Annotated in this window: 11 protein-coding genes and 1 tRNA gene; 4 read left to right on the top strand and 8 right to left on the bottom strand. The window is 63.7% G+C overall.

The features are described from left to right. Positions 1-28 precede the first annotated feature (28 nt). Positions 29-652 carry an XrtA/PEP-CTERM system exopolysaccharide export protein gene (locus EYV96_RS16220; protein WP_131152615.1) on the bottom strand — a complete coding sequence of 208 codons (624 nt, stop codon included), beginning with the start codon at positions 650-652 and terminating at the stop codon, positions 29-31. Between the two features lie 325 nt (positions 653-977). On the opposite strand from EYV96_RS16220, the gene EYV96_RS16215 reads away from it, so the two are divergent. The 3 genes from EYV96_RS16215 to EYV96_RS16205 all read left to right on the top strand — a co-directional run bounded on the left by EYV96_RS16215 (position 978) and on the right by EYV96_RS16205 (position 4,019). Then, positions 978-1,778: an SAM-dependent methyltransferase gene (locus tag EYV96_RS16215; protein WP_276320323.1), complete on the top strand. Its 801-nt coding sequence runs from the start codon at positions 978-980 to the stop codon at positions 1,776-1,778. Positions 1,779-1,913: 135 nt separating this feature from the next. After that, entirely contained in the window at positions 1,914-2,192 is a 279-nt protein-coding gene (locus EYV96_RS16210) for a hypothetical protein (protein WP_240732626.1), read from the top strand. A gap of 84 nt (positions 2,193-2,276) precedes the next feature. Further along, positions 2,277-4,019, top strand: a complete 1,743-nt coding sequence (locus EYV96_RS16205) for a GGDEF domain-containing protein (protein ID WP_165488708.1) — start codon at positions 2,277-2,279, stop codon at positions 4,017-4,019. Between the two features lie 53 nt (positions 4,020-4,072). On the opposite strand, the gene EYV96_RS16200 is transcribed toward EYV96_RS16205, so the two are convergent. From EYV96_RS16200 to EYV96_RS16185, 4 genes are all read right to left on the bottom strand, one after another. Then, positions 4,073-6,250: a penicillin acylase family protein gene (locus EYV96_RS16200; RefSeq protein ID WP_131152613.1), complete on the bottom strand. Its 2,178-nt coding sequence runs from the start codon at positions 6,248-6,250 to the stop codon at positions 4,073-4,075. A gap of 53 nt (positions 6,251-6,303) precedes the next feature. Continuing rightward, complete coding sequence (locus tag EYV96_RS16195; protein WP_131152612.1) at positions 6,304-8,274, bottom strand: M1 family metallopeptidase; 1,971 nt, start codon at positions 8,272-8,274, stop codon at positions 6,304-6,306. Between the two features lie 150 nt (positions 8,275-8,424). Beyond that, positions 8,425-8,501 (bottom strand) — tRNA-Arg (locus tag EYV96_RS16190). 176 nt (positions 8,502-8,677) lie between these two features. Then, entirely contained in the window at positions 8,678-10,576 is a 1,899-nt protein-coding gene (locus EYV96_RS16185) for a M61 family metallopeptidase (RefSeq protein WP_131152611.1), read from the bottom strand. A 313-nt stretch (positions 10,577-10,889) separates the two neighbouring features. Between EYV96_RS16185 and EYV96_RS16180 the strand changes: the two genes are divergently transcribed. Next, positions 10,890-11,474, top strand: a complete 585-nt coding sequence (locus EYV96_RS16180; protein ID WP_165488707.1) for an outer membrane protein — start codon at positions 10,890-10,892, stop codon at positions 11,472-11,474. 59 nt (positions 11,475-11,533) lie between these two features. Here EYV96_RS16180 and EYV96_RS16175 read toward each other — a convergent pair whose 3' ends face one another. The 3 genes from EYV96_RS16175 to EYV96_RS16165 all read right to left on the bottom strand — a co-directional run bounded on the left by EYV96_RS16175 (position 11,534) and on the right by EYV96_RS16165 (position 15,041). Beyond that, positions 11,534-12,973, bottom strand: a complete 1,440-nt coding sequence (locus EYV96_RS16175) for an amino acid permease (RefSeq protein ID WP_131152609.1) — start codon at positions 12,971-12,973, stop codon at positions 11,534-11,536. Positions 12,974-13,056: 83 nt separating this feature from the next. Next, the gene (locus EYV96_RS16170; protein ID WP_131152608.1) at positions 13,057-14,316 is read right to left on the bottom strand and encodes a sterol desaturase family protein; all 1,260 of its coding nucleotides are present in this window, start codon (positions 14,314-14,316) and stop codon (positions 13,057-13,059) included. Then, a complete protein-coding gene (locus EYV96_RS16165) occupies positions 14,313-15,041 on the bottom strand; it encodes a lysoplasmalogenase (RefSeq protein WP_131152607.1) in 729 nt (242 codons plus the stop codon). Before EYV96_RS16165 ends, EYV96_RS16170 begins: the two co-directional genes overlap by 4 nt. Between the last annotated feature and the right edge of the window lie 15 nt (positions 15,042-15,056).

The raw sequence follows: 15,056 nt of genomic DNA, 5'->3' as shown, positions 1-15,056 counted from the left end.
CCCTTTTCGATCCCTGTGGTCATCGCGCTCAGAAAGCGCGCAATGGCACGGTGATGACGTCGCCCGGTTGCACCGGGTAGTTGGTCGCCAGGTCGCCCTGTTGCAGCACCTTGTCCAGGCGAACGGCGTACGGCGTCGTCACGCCCTTGCCGTCTTCGCGGTAGAGCTCAGTGCGATCGGGCGCGGCGAACTCGGTGGTGCCGCCGGCGGCGAGCACGGCATCGAGCACGGTCATGCCCTGGCGATACGGCAACGACACGGGCGTGCGTACCGCGCCGGTGACGCGAACGCGGGAGAGGTATTCATGGCTGCGCAGCGCCGTGAGGATCACCGCCACCTGCGGATCACGCACGTACGCCTTCAGCTTGTCCTTGATCTCCGCCGCCACTTCTTCGGGCGTCTTGCCACCGGCCATGACGTCGCCGATCAGCGGTGCGGTGATCTTGCCGTCGGGACGCACCGGCACACTCGTGCTCAGGTCCGGGTTCTGCCAGACGGTGATCTGAAGCTGGTCGTCGACGCCGATGCGATAGGTGTCAACGGCCTGGGTGGCCGGGTCGATCTTGGGTGGCGGCGTAGTGATGCCGTTGGAGGCACACGCTGCCAGTGTCAGGATCAGACACAGCAGGAGAAGATGACGAAGAATCTTCATGGAAGCAGGTCCGAGTGGGCGGTGATTTGAAGCAAAACCACGATACCCCGCCGCTTTCGGCGCGTGACGACACCATTCGGCCTATAACTTGCAGCACATGGAGCGGCGCGTTTTCAAAGCGCGCGCCACACATACCCGCATGGCGTGCCTCTTTCGGAGGAACCTGCGACCTGCAACGCCCACAGCCATAGGTAGTAGCCGGAAGTCAGGTGCGGTGTCCGACGCTCGCCGACGGTGCCGGAAGGGCGTGCGGCAGGCATACTCGGATCGCCGGTTGGCGCGGGGGCGCCAGGCGACCGGCATCGTCACCACAGGGGGAGTGGACGTGAGCACACCGCAACGCAAAGGCAGCCTTGTCTGCGTCGGCATTGGCATGACGCTGGGTTCGCATATCAGTCCCTTGGCGCGCAGCCATATCGAGCAGGCCGACGTGGTGTTTGCAGCCGTGTCCGATGGCCTCGTCGAGCAATGGGTCGAGCGCATGCATCCGGACGTGCGCAGCCTTCAGCGCTACTACGCCGAAGGCAAGCAACGCATGCAGACCTACCGCGAGATGGTCGAGGCGATCCTCACCGAGGTGCGCGCGGGCAAGCGCGTATGCGGGGTGTTTTACGGTCATCCGGGCGTGTTCGCGTGGGCGCCACACAAATCGATCCAGATGGCGCGGGCCGAGGGATACCGGGCGCACATGGAGCCAGGGATTTCCGCCGAAGACTGCCTGTATGCGGACCTTGGCATCGATCCGGGCACCTGTGGCTGCCAGCACTACGAAGCCAGCCAGCTGCTTTATTACAGCCGCCGGATCGACACCAGCGCCTGGCTGATCCTGTGGCAGGCCGGCCTGGTCGGCGACCGGTCCCAGACGCGGTTCCACACCGGTCCCGCCTATCGCCAGGTGCTGGTGGACGTGCTGGCGCGTGACTACCCGCTGGATCACGAGGTGATCATCTACCGCGCCGCCACCCTCCCCGTGCACGGTCCGCGGATCGAGCACACCACGCTGGCTCGCTTGCCCGAAGCTGACATGACCATGGCCGACACCCTGGCGATTGCCCCGGCGACCGCCATGCTGCCCGACCCGGCCATCCGCCAGCGGCTGGCCGAACTGGACCGCAGCCCGGCCTGATCAAAAGGCATACCCCACCCGACCCAACGCGCCTGGGGCAAAGAAGGGCTATCATCGCCCGGTCCCGCCCGGCCGGCAGCGCTGGATGGGACAAGCGTGTTTGGGGAAACACCGCCAACAACATGGGGGAATGCCGTGGACGTGATCGACTTCCTGGAACGGATGGGTCAAGACGCCAACCTGCGCGATGCAGCGGCAAGCGAGCTTGAGCAGGCGCTGGACGAAGCCCAGATCGAGCAGCCGGTACGCGATGCCATTCGTGCGCAAGACGGTGAACAGTTGCAGGCCTTGCTCGGCAAGGGCCCGATGTTCGCCGTGCTGATGCCGGACGAAGATGAAGACGAAGAAGGCGAAGGTGAAGGCGAGGACGAGGAAGGTCCGGCCGAAGATCGCCTGACGTCTGTCGTGGCCTGATGTATGTACCATCCCGGCCAGACCTTGCGTCGATTTGGACTCGCAGGGCTGCTGTGCCTGGGATGCGGCGCGGGTGCGGTGGCCATGCCCACCGTACCCGTGTCACCGACGCCGGCGTCGCTGCTTGATCGAGCCGACAGTGGCATCAAGCTTTCCGATCACGCGCAGTTCGCCCGCCTGCTCGACCAGCTCGACGTTCGTCGCAACGAGCTGACGTCCGAACAGCGCTGGCACCTGCAATACCTGCGCGGTTGGCAGGCGGCGTACCAGGGCGACTACGATCGTTCGCGCGCCATCCTCGATGAAGTGCTGGAAAAGTCGGACGACGACGTGCTGCGTTTTCGCGCGTCGGCAACACTCATCAATATTCTTGGCGACGGCCGGCGCTATCAGGAGGCGTTCCTGCGCCTGAGCCAGATGCAGGACCAGTTGCCGCAGATCACCGACGACGCCGTGCGCTACCAGGGCCTGGGCGAAGCGGCGCAACTGCTGATCTCTGCCGGCCAGTATGACCTGGCTACCTCGTATGCCGATCAGATGCTCGCCCACATCCCGCCGGGTGAGAGCACCTGCAAGGCGATGTACTTCAAGCTTCACGCCCGCTATCGCAGCGGCACGCTGGGCGACACGGAAGATCCGATGCTGCGCGACGGCATTGCCGCGTGCACCAGCTCCGGACAATCGGTGTTCGCCAATGCCATGCGCGCTGACGCCGCAGGCGTGATGCTGCGGATGGGTCGCGCCACCGAAGCCCAGGCCCTGCTTCAACGCAACTACGCCGACGCCTTGCGCGACCAGTACATTCCGGTCAGCGCGCAGTTCGAGGCCATGCTGGCCTTGGCGAACTGGAAGCTGGGCGATGTCCCCACGGCCGAAAAATTCGCACGCCTGGCCGTGGCATCCAACAGCAAGAGCGGCGTGACGGAGCCGTTGAGCATGGCGTATGACGTGCTCTATCGCATCGCCGAGGGTCGCGGCGATTACCGCGACGCGCTCGATTACCACGAGAAATTCATGGCGGCCGACAAGGGCTACCTGGACGACATCAGCGCGACCGCGCTCGCCTACCAGATCGTCAGCCAGCAGGTGCAGGGCAAGCGCCAGGAAGTGCAGGCCCTGAACAAGCAGAACGTGATCCTGAAGCTGGAACAGGCGCTCGATCGCAAGGCGGTGGAAAACAGCCGCCTGTACATCACGCTGCTGCTCACGGTGATCGCCTTCATCGTGTTCTGGGTCTATCGCCTGAAGCGTTCGCAGCTGCGTTTCATGTGGCTATCGCGCCAGGACAGCCTCACCGGCATCTGCAACCGCAAGCATTTCATCGAGGCGGCCGAAGGCCTGCTCAGGCATGCGGAGAAAGCCGGCAAGCCGGTGGCATTGCTGCTGATCGACCTGGATCATTTCAAGCTGGTCAATGACACGCACGGGCATACCGTGGGTGACCAGGTACTCAAGCGTGCCGTGGATGCATGCATTCCGCTGCTGGGGCACCGCGACCTGTTCGGCCGGCTCGGCGGCGAAGAATTCGCGATCATCCTGTCCGACTCCAATCACGCGCATGCGTTGCACCGCGCGGAAGAAGTTCGCGCGGCCATCGCCAATGCGCGCATCACCGACGCGCCGACCGATATCAATATTTCGGCGAGCCTCGGCGTGGTCACCACCGAATACAGCGGCTATCAGTTCCGGCAATTGCTCATCAACGCGGACCACGCCTTGTACAAGGCCAAGCGCGATGGTCGCAACCGCGTCGTGTCCGGTCGCGAGGATGGCGCCACCATCCTCCCTTTTGCGGCGGGCGAGAAGAAGGTCGTGCTGGAGCGGTGAGGGACGTGGGCGAGGAGTGATTCCCGCGCGCACGCCCTTCACGGAACAACATTTCACCCGCCGGGACGGTACGTCCGCACCACGTGACCCTTCAGATCCTCGGGCCAGAAATACACCGCGCGGAAATTGCCCGTGGTGTAGCGCTCGGCCTGGTCGTTGAAGTGCGGCGAATCCGGATGACCACTCTCGCCACCTGCGGAAATCGCGCGTGCGCGCACTTTGTCACCGAATTCCACCGCCGCGACGAAGCTGTTGCCGCTGGTGCCGTAGTACCGCCGCGTGCCCGGCCAGCGATGCGCGCCGAAGGATGCCAGCGATCCCCAGCGTGACGAGGTAAACGGCACAGGGATGCTGGGCTTGCTGTCGTCGAACGGTTGGCGAATGTCGCCGTTGATGCGCTGGTAGCGATTGACCTCGCCCCACGGCACGCCCCAGCTGCCGAAGTCCTGTTCGAGGCGATCGGACGCTTCCACCAGTGCGTCAAGACGCGCCTTCGCGCCCGCGCGTTCGGCCATGATGTCATACACGGTCAGGCTTTCTTCGGCGTCCGACTTGTCCACCTTGTCCCACAGGATGTCACCCCAGAACACCGCCAGCGAGGTCGGCATCGACGCCATGCCCCAGCGGAAATCCCAGCCCCGCAGCAAGGCGATCTGGCCGGCGAGCTTTTTCTTCAGCGGATCGTTCGCCGGCAGCGTGTCGTAGTCCTTGATCAGGATCGGGATCTGGCGCGCGAACGCGGGCAGGTAAGAATCAAACGCCGAGGTGATCAGCGACGACAGGGTGAAGTCGCGCTTGTCGGTCAGCACCATCGTGGCGTGAATGCCACGCGGGTTCTCGCCCACCGTGTCCATGTAGCGCGGAAAGTCGGCGCGCTTCGGGCTGTCCGGACCGGCCGCCGAATACGGCCAGTTGTTGGTGTTCATGATCCAGCCGATGTTGGGATTGCGCAGGCGCGGCAAGGCGTCCAATGGCGTCAGTCCCTGCCAGTCGGTGGCCGGATCGCTGCCATCGACGGGCTTGTTGTAGTCGAAGCGATTGTCGCGCTTGGGCATGAACTGCGGATGCAGGTACGCGATCTCGCCCTTGTCATCGGCAAATATGGTGTTGTTGGACGAGTTCGCCTTCAGCTCGGCGATCTTCATGAAGCTGGTGAAATCCGTGGCCTTGGTGCGCAACCAACTTTGCTGCAATGCTTCGAGCGGCTTGTTCATCAGCGCCGTCGTCACCCATTTGCCACCTTCCTCGCGCACGACAGGGCCGTGGTGCGTAGCGTACGTCGTGAACGTGCGCTCACCCATCGATCCGTCGGCCCTGCGATAGGCCACGGTCACCGGCTTGCTCGTGATGGCACGCAGTTCCTTGCCGTAGCGATAGCTGAGCTTGTCGCCGTCGCGCACGATGGTTTCTTCGAACTCATCCACGGCATCCGCCGTGGTCGAGGTGTGCATGAAGCCGATGTGCTTGTTGAAGCCCTGGTAGATAAAGAACTGACCCCAGGTCACGGCGCCATACACATCCAGTCCCGCGTCGCTCGACATCTGCAGTTCGGAGCGGAAGAAGAACGAGGTGTGCGGATTGATCAGCAGCAAGGCATGGCCGCTGGCGCTGAGCTTGGGCGCGATGGCGATGCCGTTGGAGCCCGTCGGTTCGACCCAGCTCGACGGCGTGTCGACAAACGCAACGTGATCGGTCGACTTGCCATAGAAGGCCTGGAGATCCTTCAGCGATACGCGCTCGATGTCGCCGCCGATGCTGCCTTCCGTGAAACTCAGGGCCATCCACGGTTCGAAATGCGTGATAACGCGCGGGTGCACATCCGGATGCGTGGCGAGGTAGTAGTTCAGTCCGTCGGCCCACGCATTCATCAGGTCGCGCAACCAGGCCGGGCTCTTGGCATACAGGCGCTTGAGTTCAGCCGTGTCGATCCACAGGCGTTGACGCAAGTCGGACCAGATCGCCTTATCGCCTTCGGCCTGGGCGAGCCAGCCGAGAGAATTGAGATAGTTGGTTTCGACGCGATTGAAGTCGTCTTCCGCCTGCGTGTAGGCCATGCCGAACACGGCATCGGCATCGGTCTTGCCGTGGACGTGGGCGATGCCCCAGTCATCGCGCGTGACGGTGATCGACTGCGCGCGCGCCTTGAGGCGGGCGGTGTCATCGGCGTGTGCGGTGCCCGCGCCACCGAGCGCAAGCAATACGGCAAGAGAAAGCGTCAGCGAGGCGCGCATGGTGTCTGCTCTGGTGGCACCGTCCCCGCGAGGGGGACGGTGCGGGTGGTCGATCAGGGCATCGAGAAGCTGTTGTTGGCACGATCGGCATCCGGCAGCTTGTGATCCGGATCGATCGTCAGCTTGCCGATGCGCTTGGTCGTGCGCAGCGCCAGCTTAGGCGTCGCGCTCTGGCGCCATGCCTCCACGGGAATGCGGATGTCCTCATGGCTGCCATCGGCGTAGTCGACACGCAGCGTCGCCGGCATCACCAGCTTCTGCTTGCTGACCAGCATGACCTGCGCACCGTTGGCCGGATCGTCCTTGATGTACGTCGCGCCGGTAATGCCCAGATCGAGCTGCCAGTTGTTGAGGTACCAGCCGCGCCACCACCAGGACAGTTCCTCGCCCGCTTCGCTGCTCATGAAACGGAAGAAGTCCGACGGCGTGGGATGGCGATACGCCCAGGTGGCGATGTACTTGCGGAACGCCGGATCAAAACGCTCCGGCCCCAGGATCTGCTCACGCAGCAGCACCAGGCCCAGGGCGCCCTTGAAGTAGCTCACCGAGTGGCGGTACTTCTCGGGGACCGAGTCGGCCGGTGCCATCAGGGTCGGCGCATTCGGATCGGCGAGCACCGGCAGGATTTCATCCACCGGATTGCCGCCCTTCGGCGCGTATTCGCTGTCGCGCTTGGGCGCGAATTCGCCCTTGTTGAAGGCATCCGACGCATAGATGTCGATGAAGGTGTTGAAGCCTTCGTCCATGAACGCATGGCGGCGTTCGTTGGAGCCGACGATCATCGGGAACCAGCCGTGGCCCAGTTCATGCGCGGTGATCCAGAACAGCATCGGGCCCTTGTCTTCGTAACCGTCGAAGACGATGCCAGGGTATTCCATGCCGGCGCCGTGACCACCGAGATTGATCGCCGCCGGCCACGGATAGGCAAACCACTTCGACGAGAAGTGTTCGATCGCGCCCTTCACGTATTCAGTGGAGCGATCCCACTTGTCCTTGCCAACGCCTTCGACCGGATACACGGACATCGCCATCGCATGCTTGCCTTCGGGCAGGTTGATGCGCGCGGCATCCCATACGAAAGCCGGCGATGCGGCGAAAGCCACGTCGCGCGTGTGCGCCATGTGGAAACGCCACGTCTGCGTGCCGTTTTGCTTCGGACGGCTGGACGGGTCGGTCACTTCCTGCGGCGAGCGGATCGTCACCGTGCTGTCGCTCCTGGCGGCATCGGCGAGTCGCTGCTGCTGCGTGGCGGTGAGCACTTCCTTCGGATTGGTAAGCTCGCCGGAGCCGGCGACGATGTAGTTCCACGGCACGGTGACGGCGTAGTCGATGTCGCCGTACTCAAGGTAGAACTCCGAGCCGAGGTAAGGCTGCGTATCCCATCCGCGCAGATCGTCGTACACGGCCATGCGCGGGAACCACTGGGCGATCTCGTAGATGTCGCCGTTCTTCGTCGGTGTCACCGCAGTGCGGCCACCCCAGGTACCCGGCACGGTGTAGTGATAGCGGATGCGCAGCTTCAGCTGCTTGCCCTTGCCTTCCAGCGCCTGCGCCAGGTCCACGCGCATGCGCGTATCGTCGACCAGGAACTTCACCGCCTTGCCATCCACTTCCACGGCATCGATCTGATAGCCGTCGGTGAATTCGTTGCGCGGCGGACGCGGCGAGGTGAGCGAACCGCGTGAGTCGCGGCGGTAGATATTCTGGTCCAGCTGCACCCACAGCACGTCGAGCGCGTCGGGGCTGTGATTGGTATAGGTGATCGTCTCGTCGCCGCTCAGGGCGTGCGTGTTCGGATCGATGGTGGCCTGGATCGCGTAGTCGACGCGGTTCTGCCAGAACTGCGGACCCGGCTTGCCGGCACCGTCGCGGAAAGCATTGGCGGCATCGGGCAAGGACAGCGGCGCGAAGAGCACCTGCGGGTCGTAAGCGGCGTCCGTGCCATCGGCGTAGGCCGGTGCCGTCATGGCGCCAGCGACAAACAGGCCCGCGGCAACCGCGCCGGCCAGGACGAGCTTCTTCATCAGACGTTTCCTCGATGTCCCCTGAAACAACCGAGTCACTATAGGCAGGAAGTCACTGTGTGAACTGGGCCAGTGGTCATGCACAGGCGGACGAATGCGCGCGATCCGGGCGATGCCTGGGCGCGAAACGGCAGGGAAAACGAGGAAAAATGGCGCGCCCGGAGGGATTCGAACCCCCGACCAATGGCTTCGGAAGCCACTACTCTATCCGGCTGAGCTACGGGCGCGTGGTGGTGCGGCAGGGCCGGCGCAGGCGCGAAACCGGCGCGGCGGAGGGGGAGTATAGCGGAGTTGCCTCCCCCCGTCCCTCGTCCCGAGGTCCTCGCGCTCCCCGGGTGCCAGCCCCAAAAAGAAAGCGCCGCCCGGTTGCCCGGACGGCGCTCTCGCTTCACATCACGTCAGATCAGCGCGACTTCAGCAGTTCCGCCAGGCGGTCCGGCTTGCCGGTGATGCGCTCGAGGTGCGGGTACTTCAGGCCATCGTGGTAGTCGATGCGGATGGTCTGGTACTGGTCGAAGTTCTTGACCAGCAGTTCGATCGGAGCGCTCTTGTCCTTGGCGGCAGCGGTCACGGCGTCCTTGACGGCATCGCCGGAGAACTCCTTGCCATTGACGGCGATCAGCTTCATGCCCGGCGACAGGCCAGCCTTGAAGGCCGGGCCGTCCCACAGCACGTCGGAGATGTCACCGCCCTTGCCCAGCGACAGACCCAGCGAATACACCAGGTTGGCGCCGCCGAAGCGGGCTTCGGCTGCCTTGGCGGCACCCGACGGCTTGTCGTTGTAGACGAGCTTCCAGCCGCTGGCTTCGATGCCGCCGATCAGCGGACCGTGGCCATCAAGGCGCTCGCGCAGGTACTTGGCCCAGTCGTATGGCTGGATGTCGTTGAGCGTCTTGACGACGTCGTCGAACGTGTAGGGATTCACATCCCATTTGCCGTTTTCCATGCCGAAGAACGACTTGGCGAAATCGTCGATCGACTTCTTGTTGCCCGACAGCTCACGCAGCTTGCCTTCGACGTCGAGCCAGATCATCTGGCCGCCCGAATAGTAATCCTCGCTCATCTGGTAGTTGCGGTAAGGCAACGGACGACGCTGGGCGATGATCGGATCGTTGGTCGTGTCCTGGATGTTGCGCCACAACTGCAGGCCCGGACGGCCCTTGTCGTAGTTGGCGGCAACCATGGCGAGCATGTCGCGCGCTTCTTCTTCCTTCCACAGGCCCGAACGGGCGGCCATCACGTAGCCCCAGAACTGGGTCTGGCCTTCGTACACCCACAGGAGGCTGTCCTGCATCGGCACGTTGAAGTTCGGCGTGGCGAGATCCGCGCCGCGACGGTACTTGCCGTCCCACGAGTGGTTGAACTCATGCGGCAGCAGGTCGCGGCCCAGCGCGCTCTTTTCCCACTCGGTGAAGTAGCCCGGGCTCACGCCGTTCTCGCTGGAACGGTGATGCTCCAGGCCATTGCCGCTCATCTTGTCGCTCAGCGACAGGAGGAAGTCGTAATGATCGTAGTGGTGCGCGCCGTAGGTCTTGTACATCTGCTGCACCAGGTTCTGGTGAAGCTTGAGCTGTTCGGGCTTGATTTCCAGGTACTTCGGATCATCCGCGACGATGTTCAGGAACACCGGTGCCTTCGCACCCGGATCCAGGTCGACGCGCTTGAAGTACTTGCCGGCGTAGATCGGCGAATCGACGAGATCGTCATAGTCGATCGGCTTGAAGTTCACCGTGTCGCCGCTGCGCGAAGCCAGTTCCAGCGCGCTGCCGTACTGCCAGCCGGTCGGGAACTTGACGGCCACTTCGGCCTTGATGCGGCTGGCGTAATAGCCGGCCGGGTACATGCTGACCGAGTTCCACTGCAGGTTCAGCATTTCCGGGGTCATCACGACGCGACCCTGGCTGCGATCCTGCGCGGAGAGGAACTGGAACTCGACTTCGACGTTGTCCACGCCAGCGGGCACGTCAACGTGGAAAGCGAAGACATTGAGCGGATCGCGCGTCCACTTCAGCTCCTTGCCACCGGCCGTGATCTTCAGGCCTGCCATCTTGTCGATGGAACCGCTCGGCGAGTGGTTGCCCGGCAGCCACTGCGGGTACAGGAGGGTCAGCGGACCGGCCGACGCCGGAATCACTTCATGCACGCGGAAGATGCGACGACCGATATCGGTGGCGTCCACATTGATCTTGAGCGTGCCGTTGTAAGCCACATCCTGCGGCGGTGGTACGTCGGCATGGGCGGCGAGACTGCCCAGGCCCAGGGCCGAAGCCACGATGGCGGAAGCGAGGCGCGAAGCTTTCAAAACGATCTCCTATGGCAAAACCGCACGCCCGCAACGGACGTTGAACGGCAACTGACTGGGCGATGCTAACCGCGACAGGCTTCCCAACCCCCTGCCATTGGTCATGACAACGGTGGCGAAGGTCTCGCCCATCCTTATTGCAATGCGGCATCACAAGGTCGCTGAACCTCGCCCATCCCTGCGGCACTTTGGAAAGGTACTCGTACGAAAAATCCCTTTATCCTGCGCATCCCGCGATCCCCACGCGGGCCCGTGACACGCACTCCCCCCTTTGGCGTTGTCACGGTCAACAAAAAAGAAGATGGAGTTCTCCATGCAGAAGACTTTGCTTGCGGCCGCGTTGGCCGTCGTTTCGCTGTCCCCCCTGGCCGCCAAGGCCGATCAGAGCAGCCCGCTCAACAACTTCTTCGTCTCCGGCAACCTGGGCCAGAGCAACTACCGCCTCGGCGGCATCTCCGACAAGGCTGACGTCTTCCAGAGCGTGCGCGTCGGCTACCGCTGGAACAACATCATCGGTGGCGAAGTCGGCTACACCTACCTGGGCGTGGCCAAGGACACCAACGGTTTCGTGTCGCAGAGCGTCAAGACGCGCGCCGCCATCATCGGCGTGAACGCCAAGTACGACTTTTACGGCCCGTGGTTCGTCACCGGTCACGGCGGTTACCTGCGTTCGCGCGGCAACTTCCAGGTTCAGGCTGGCGATATCTCCGCTCGCCAGAAGGCCTGGAACAACGGTTGGTACGCCGGCGCCGGCATCGGCTACAACGTGACCGAGAACGTTGCCCTGTCGATCAACTACGACAACTACAAGGTCAACTACCAGCGTGGCGATCAGCCGATCCCGCGCCTGAAGGCCAATGTGTCGACCTACTCGGCAGGCGTCGAGTACAAGTTCTGATCTCGCGATAAGAAAAAGGGCGCCGCGAGGCGCCCTTTTTTTGTGCCTGGCGAATGGGGTTACTTCGCCTGATTGAGCTTGCTGTGCTTGATGCCGTAGGTGAAATACACCACCAGGCCGATCGACACCCAGATCAGGAAGACCTTCCAGGTCGTCAGCGACAGCTCGGCCAGCAGCCAGATCGAGAAGGCGATGCCGATCAGCGGGATCACCGGCACCCATGGCGTGCGGAACGAACGGTGCAGGTCCGGCTTGCGCACGCGCAGCACGATGATCGAGCTGCAGATCACGATGAATGCCGACAGCACGCCGATATTCACCAGCTTGGCGACTTCGACGATCGGCAGCAGCCCGGCAACGAGCGCGGTGAACACGCCCAGCACGATGGTCGGGCGATGCGGCGTGCCGTACTGCGGATGCACCTTGGCAAACCAGCCCGGCAGCAGCCCGTCACGCGACAGCGCAAACCAGATGCGCGACGCGCCCAGCATGAAGGCGAACAACACGCTGGCGATGCCGACGACGGCCGAGAAGGAAATCGCATTGGCGATCCACGGCAGGCCCAGGCCCTTGAACGCATCGGATACGGGTGCGTCGGAGTTGAGCGTGCTGTAGTGCGCGATGCCAGTAAGCACCAGCGAGACGGCCAGGTACATCACCATCGACACGCCCAGCGACAGGAGCACCGCACGGGGAAGATCGCGCTGCGGATTCTTCGATTCCTCCGCGGCCGTGGTCAGCGTGTCGTAGCCGAACACCGCGAAGAACACCACGGCGGCGGCGGTACCGATGCCCTGCATGCCGAAATGACCGACGCCATCGGCGTCCACCACGCGTTCCGGAATGAAGGGATGCCAGTTGGCCGGATTGATGTAGAACACGCCCACGCCGATCACCAGCAGCACGGCGATGACCTTGATGGTGACGATCAGCGTATTGAAGCGCGCACCCCACTCCGTGCGCATGACCAGCAGCGTCGCGACGCCCAGGGTAATGAGCGCGGCCACCACGTTGAACACGCGGCCTTCGCCCGTACCCATCGCGCCTTGCGCCCAGACGGGAAGATGGATGCCAAAGACACCCGCCAGCAGCGACTGCACATAGCCAGACCAGCCGATCGCCACCACCGCGACGATCAGTGCGTACTCCAGCAACAGATCCCAGCCAATCAGCCAGGCCGCCAGTTCACCCAGCACGGCGTAGCCGTAGGTGTAGGCGCTGCCGGTAACCGGGATCATGCCGGCGAATTCGGCATAGCACAGGGCCGCCGCCGCGCTGGCAATGCCGGCGATCAGGAAGGCCAGGGCCACGGCGGGGCCGGCATTCACTGCGGCCTGCTGGCCCGCAAGTACGAAAACGCCCACGCCAATGATGCCGCCGATGCCGATGGCAGTGAGCTGCCACAGACCGAGCACCCTACGGAAATCGCCACGCTTACCCGCTTCGGCCTGCAAGGCCTCGACGGATTTGTGGCGCAACAGCTTGCTTACAACACTCATCGCGATCTTCCCCGGAAAGGAATCGCGATCATAACGAATGCGTCCCCCCGCGCCATGCTGCGCCTGCGCCGCGCCACATGGCCTCAATGTGCCGGCCGGGCCTCCTGCATCCGTCCGTGCGCGCTGACCCCGATCAGCGCCAAGACATTGAGCAGACACAGGATAAGGAGTGCCGCAGGCAGGGCAGCCCCACCCGGTGGCACGCCGAACCAGCCACCCGTGAGCACGACGATGCCGGCCGTTGCGCCTAGCCGAATCAGCTCCAGCCAGCGGCCCATCGGGCGCCCTTCCGACCAGATACCCAGCGCCGTCAGGCTAAGCACGAGAAAACTCGCATAGGCGACCAACCCGGAAGGTGGTAGTCGCTTGGCCATGTCCAGGAAATGCACCGCCATCACCAGCAGCAGGGCGAACTGGACGATGGCGTAGGCAATCATGAGGCGCGACAGCTGGGGTTGGTATCGCGACCTGGCGATATCGAAATCCGGCTTGGGATAGCGGGCGGCCACGTCGGCGGGACGCCAGCCAGGCGGCTTGATCCAGACCAGCAGCTTGTCGCGCCAGCGACGTGCATGCCGGGCGTCCTTGAGCGTGGCCCAGTACACCTCGGCGTTCGCCCACAAGGGATTCCAGCTGCGCAGCGGTGAACGCGTGCCGTAGATGGGCGGGTCGGTGTCGTCTTCTTCGATGAAGGTTCCGAACAACCGGTCCCACAGGATCAGGATGCCGCCATAGTTGCGATCGAGGTAGCGATCATTCACCGCATGATGGGCGCGATGGTTGGACGGCGAGCAGAACACGCGATCGAACCAGCCCAACCGTCCCACCAGCTCGGTGTGAACCCAGAACTGGTAGAGCAGATCGATCAGCGCCACCACGACGAAGACTTCCAGCGGATAGCCGATCAGCGCCATCGGCAGGTAGAAGATCCAACCCAATACGACGCCGCTGCCCGTCTGGCGCAAGGCGGTGCTGAGGTTGTAGTCCTCGCTCTGGTGATGCACGACGTGTGCGGCCCAGAGGATGTTCACCTCATGCCCGGCGCGGTGCAGCCAGTAGTAGAGGAAATCGTACAGGACCAGGGCACTGACCCACACCCACAGGCTGTCGGCCGGCAGCCTGAAGAGCGCTACGTGACTGACAAACCAGGCATAGATACCGAAGGTCAGCACCTTCGAGAATACGGCGACGATCTGCGAGATCACGCCAAGGCCGAGGCTGTTGATCGCATCGCTGGCGTGATAGACCTTGCGCCCGCGCCAGCGCGCCACGAGCAGCTCCAGCGCGATCAGGGCAAAGAAGACGGGCGTGGCCCAGGTGATGATGGTTTCCTGGGTGTTCATGCGTCGCGCTCCGCCTGTGCCACCGAGCGGGCGAGCAACCACATCGCACCGTAGTAAGTGCCCAGCACCCACAGCGCCGACCAGGGCAGCACGATGCGGAACTTGTTCCAGGCCAGCAGCGTGTCGCTCAGGAGGAACAACAACGCACCCGCGGCCGCGAGCCACGCCGGGCCCGCCAGTGCGTCATGCGCATGCACGTGATGCCAGGCACGCGCCACGGCCTGGCCACCCATCGAGGCGAGCACGGCGATGTAGACGATCACCGGGATATGCAGTTCATCGGGCAGGCTGGGCCACAACGCCCAGAGATTGAAGGCGCCGTAGGCAAGGCACGCCAGCAAGGCCACCGGGCGAACGCCGAATCGGGCATCCGTGGTCAGCGCCACCAGGAATGCCAGGTGCGCGAGCAGGAAGGAAACCAGCCCATGGACGAAGAAGTCGCCCGGAAGCATCAGGAAGATGTCGCCGGCCATCGAGGCCGCGGTGCCGCCAACGATCCAGCGCTGGTAACGCATGGAGACCGGGTTCGGACTGCTCCAGGCGACCCAGAGGATCAACAAGGTCACGGTAGGTTTGCAGAGCCAGTGCAGCCAGAGCCACGCACTGTCCGGATCACTGCCCGCACCGACGGAACCTGCGATGGCGCCGATGGCCAGGAGACAGACGGCTAAGCCTGTCCGGCGCAGCGAAGTGGGGGGCGTCGAGGTGGCGGGAATCGAGGACATGTGTCGCGGGCGGCG

The sequence above is a fragment of the Dyella terrae genome, assembly GCF_004322705.1.
Classification (GTDB): domain Bacteria; phylum Pseudomonadota; class Gammaproteobacteria; order Xanthomonadales; family Rhodanobacteraceae; genus Dyella_D; species Dyella_D terrae.
Note: the sequence above shows the minus strand (reverse complement) of the source record. Positions and strands in the feature narration are given on the sequence as shown.

Coding starts and splice junctions, on each gene's coding strand:
- EYV96_RS16170 (WP_131152608.1), bottom strand. CDS start 14,316: ATGAACACCCAGGAAACCATCATCACCTGGGCCACGCCCGTCTTCTTT.
- EYV96_RS16220 (WP_131152615.1), bottom strand. CDS start 652: ATGAAGATTCTTCGTCATCTTCTCCTGCTGTGTCTGATCCTGACACTG.
- EYV96_RS16200 (WP_131152613.1), bottom strand. CDS start 6,250: ATGCGCGCCTCGCTGACGCTTTCTCTTGCCGTATTGCTTGCGCTCGGT.
- EYV96_RS16180 (WP_165488707.1), top strand. CDS start 10,890: ATGCAGAAGACTTTGCTTGCGGCCGCGTTGGCCGTCGTTTCGCTGTCC.
- EYV96_RS16195 (WP_131152612.1), bottom strand. CDS start 8,274: ATGAAGAAGCTCGTCCTGGCCGGCGCGGTTGCCGCGGGCCTGTTTGTC.
- EYV96_RS16205 (WP_165488708.1), top strand. CDS start 2,277: ATGCCCACCGTACCCGTGTCACCGACGCCGGCGTCGCTGCTTGATCGA.
- EYV96_RS16175 (WP_131152609.1), bottom strand. CDS start 12,973: ATGAGTGTTGTAAGCAAGCTGTTGCGCCACAAATCCGTCGAGGCCTTG.
- EYV96_RS16165 (WP_131152607.1), bottom strand. CDS start 15,041: ATGTCCTCGATTCCCGCCACCTCGACGCCCCCCACTTCGCTGCGCCGG.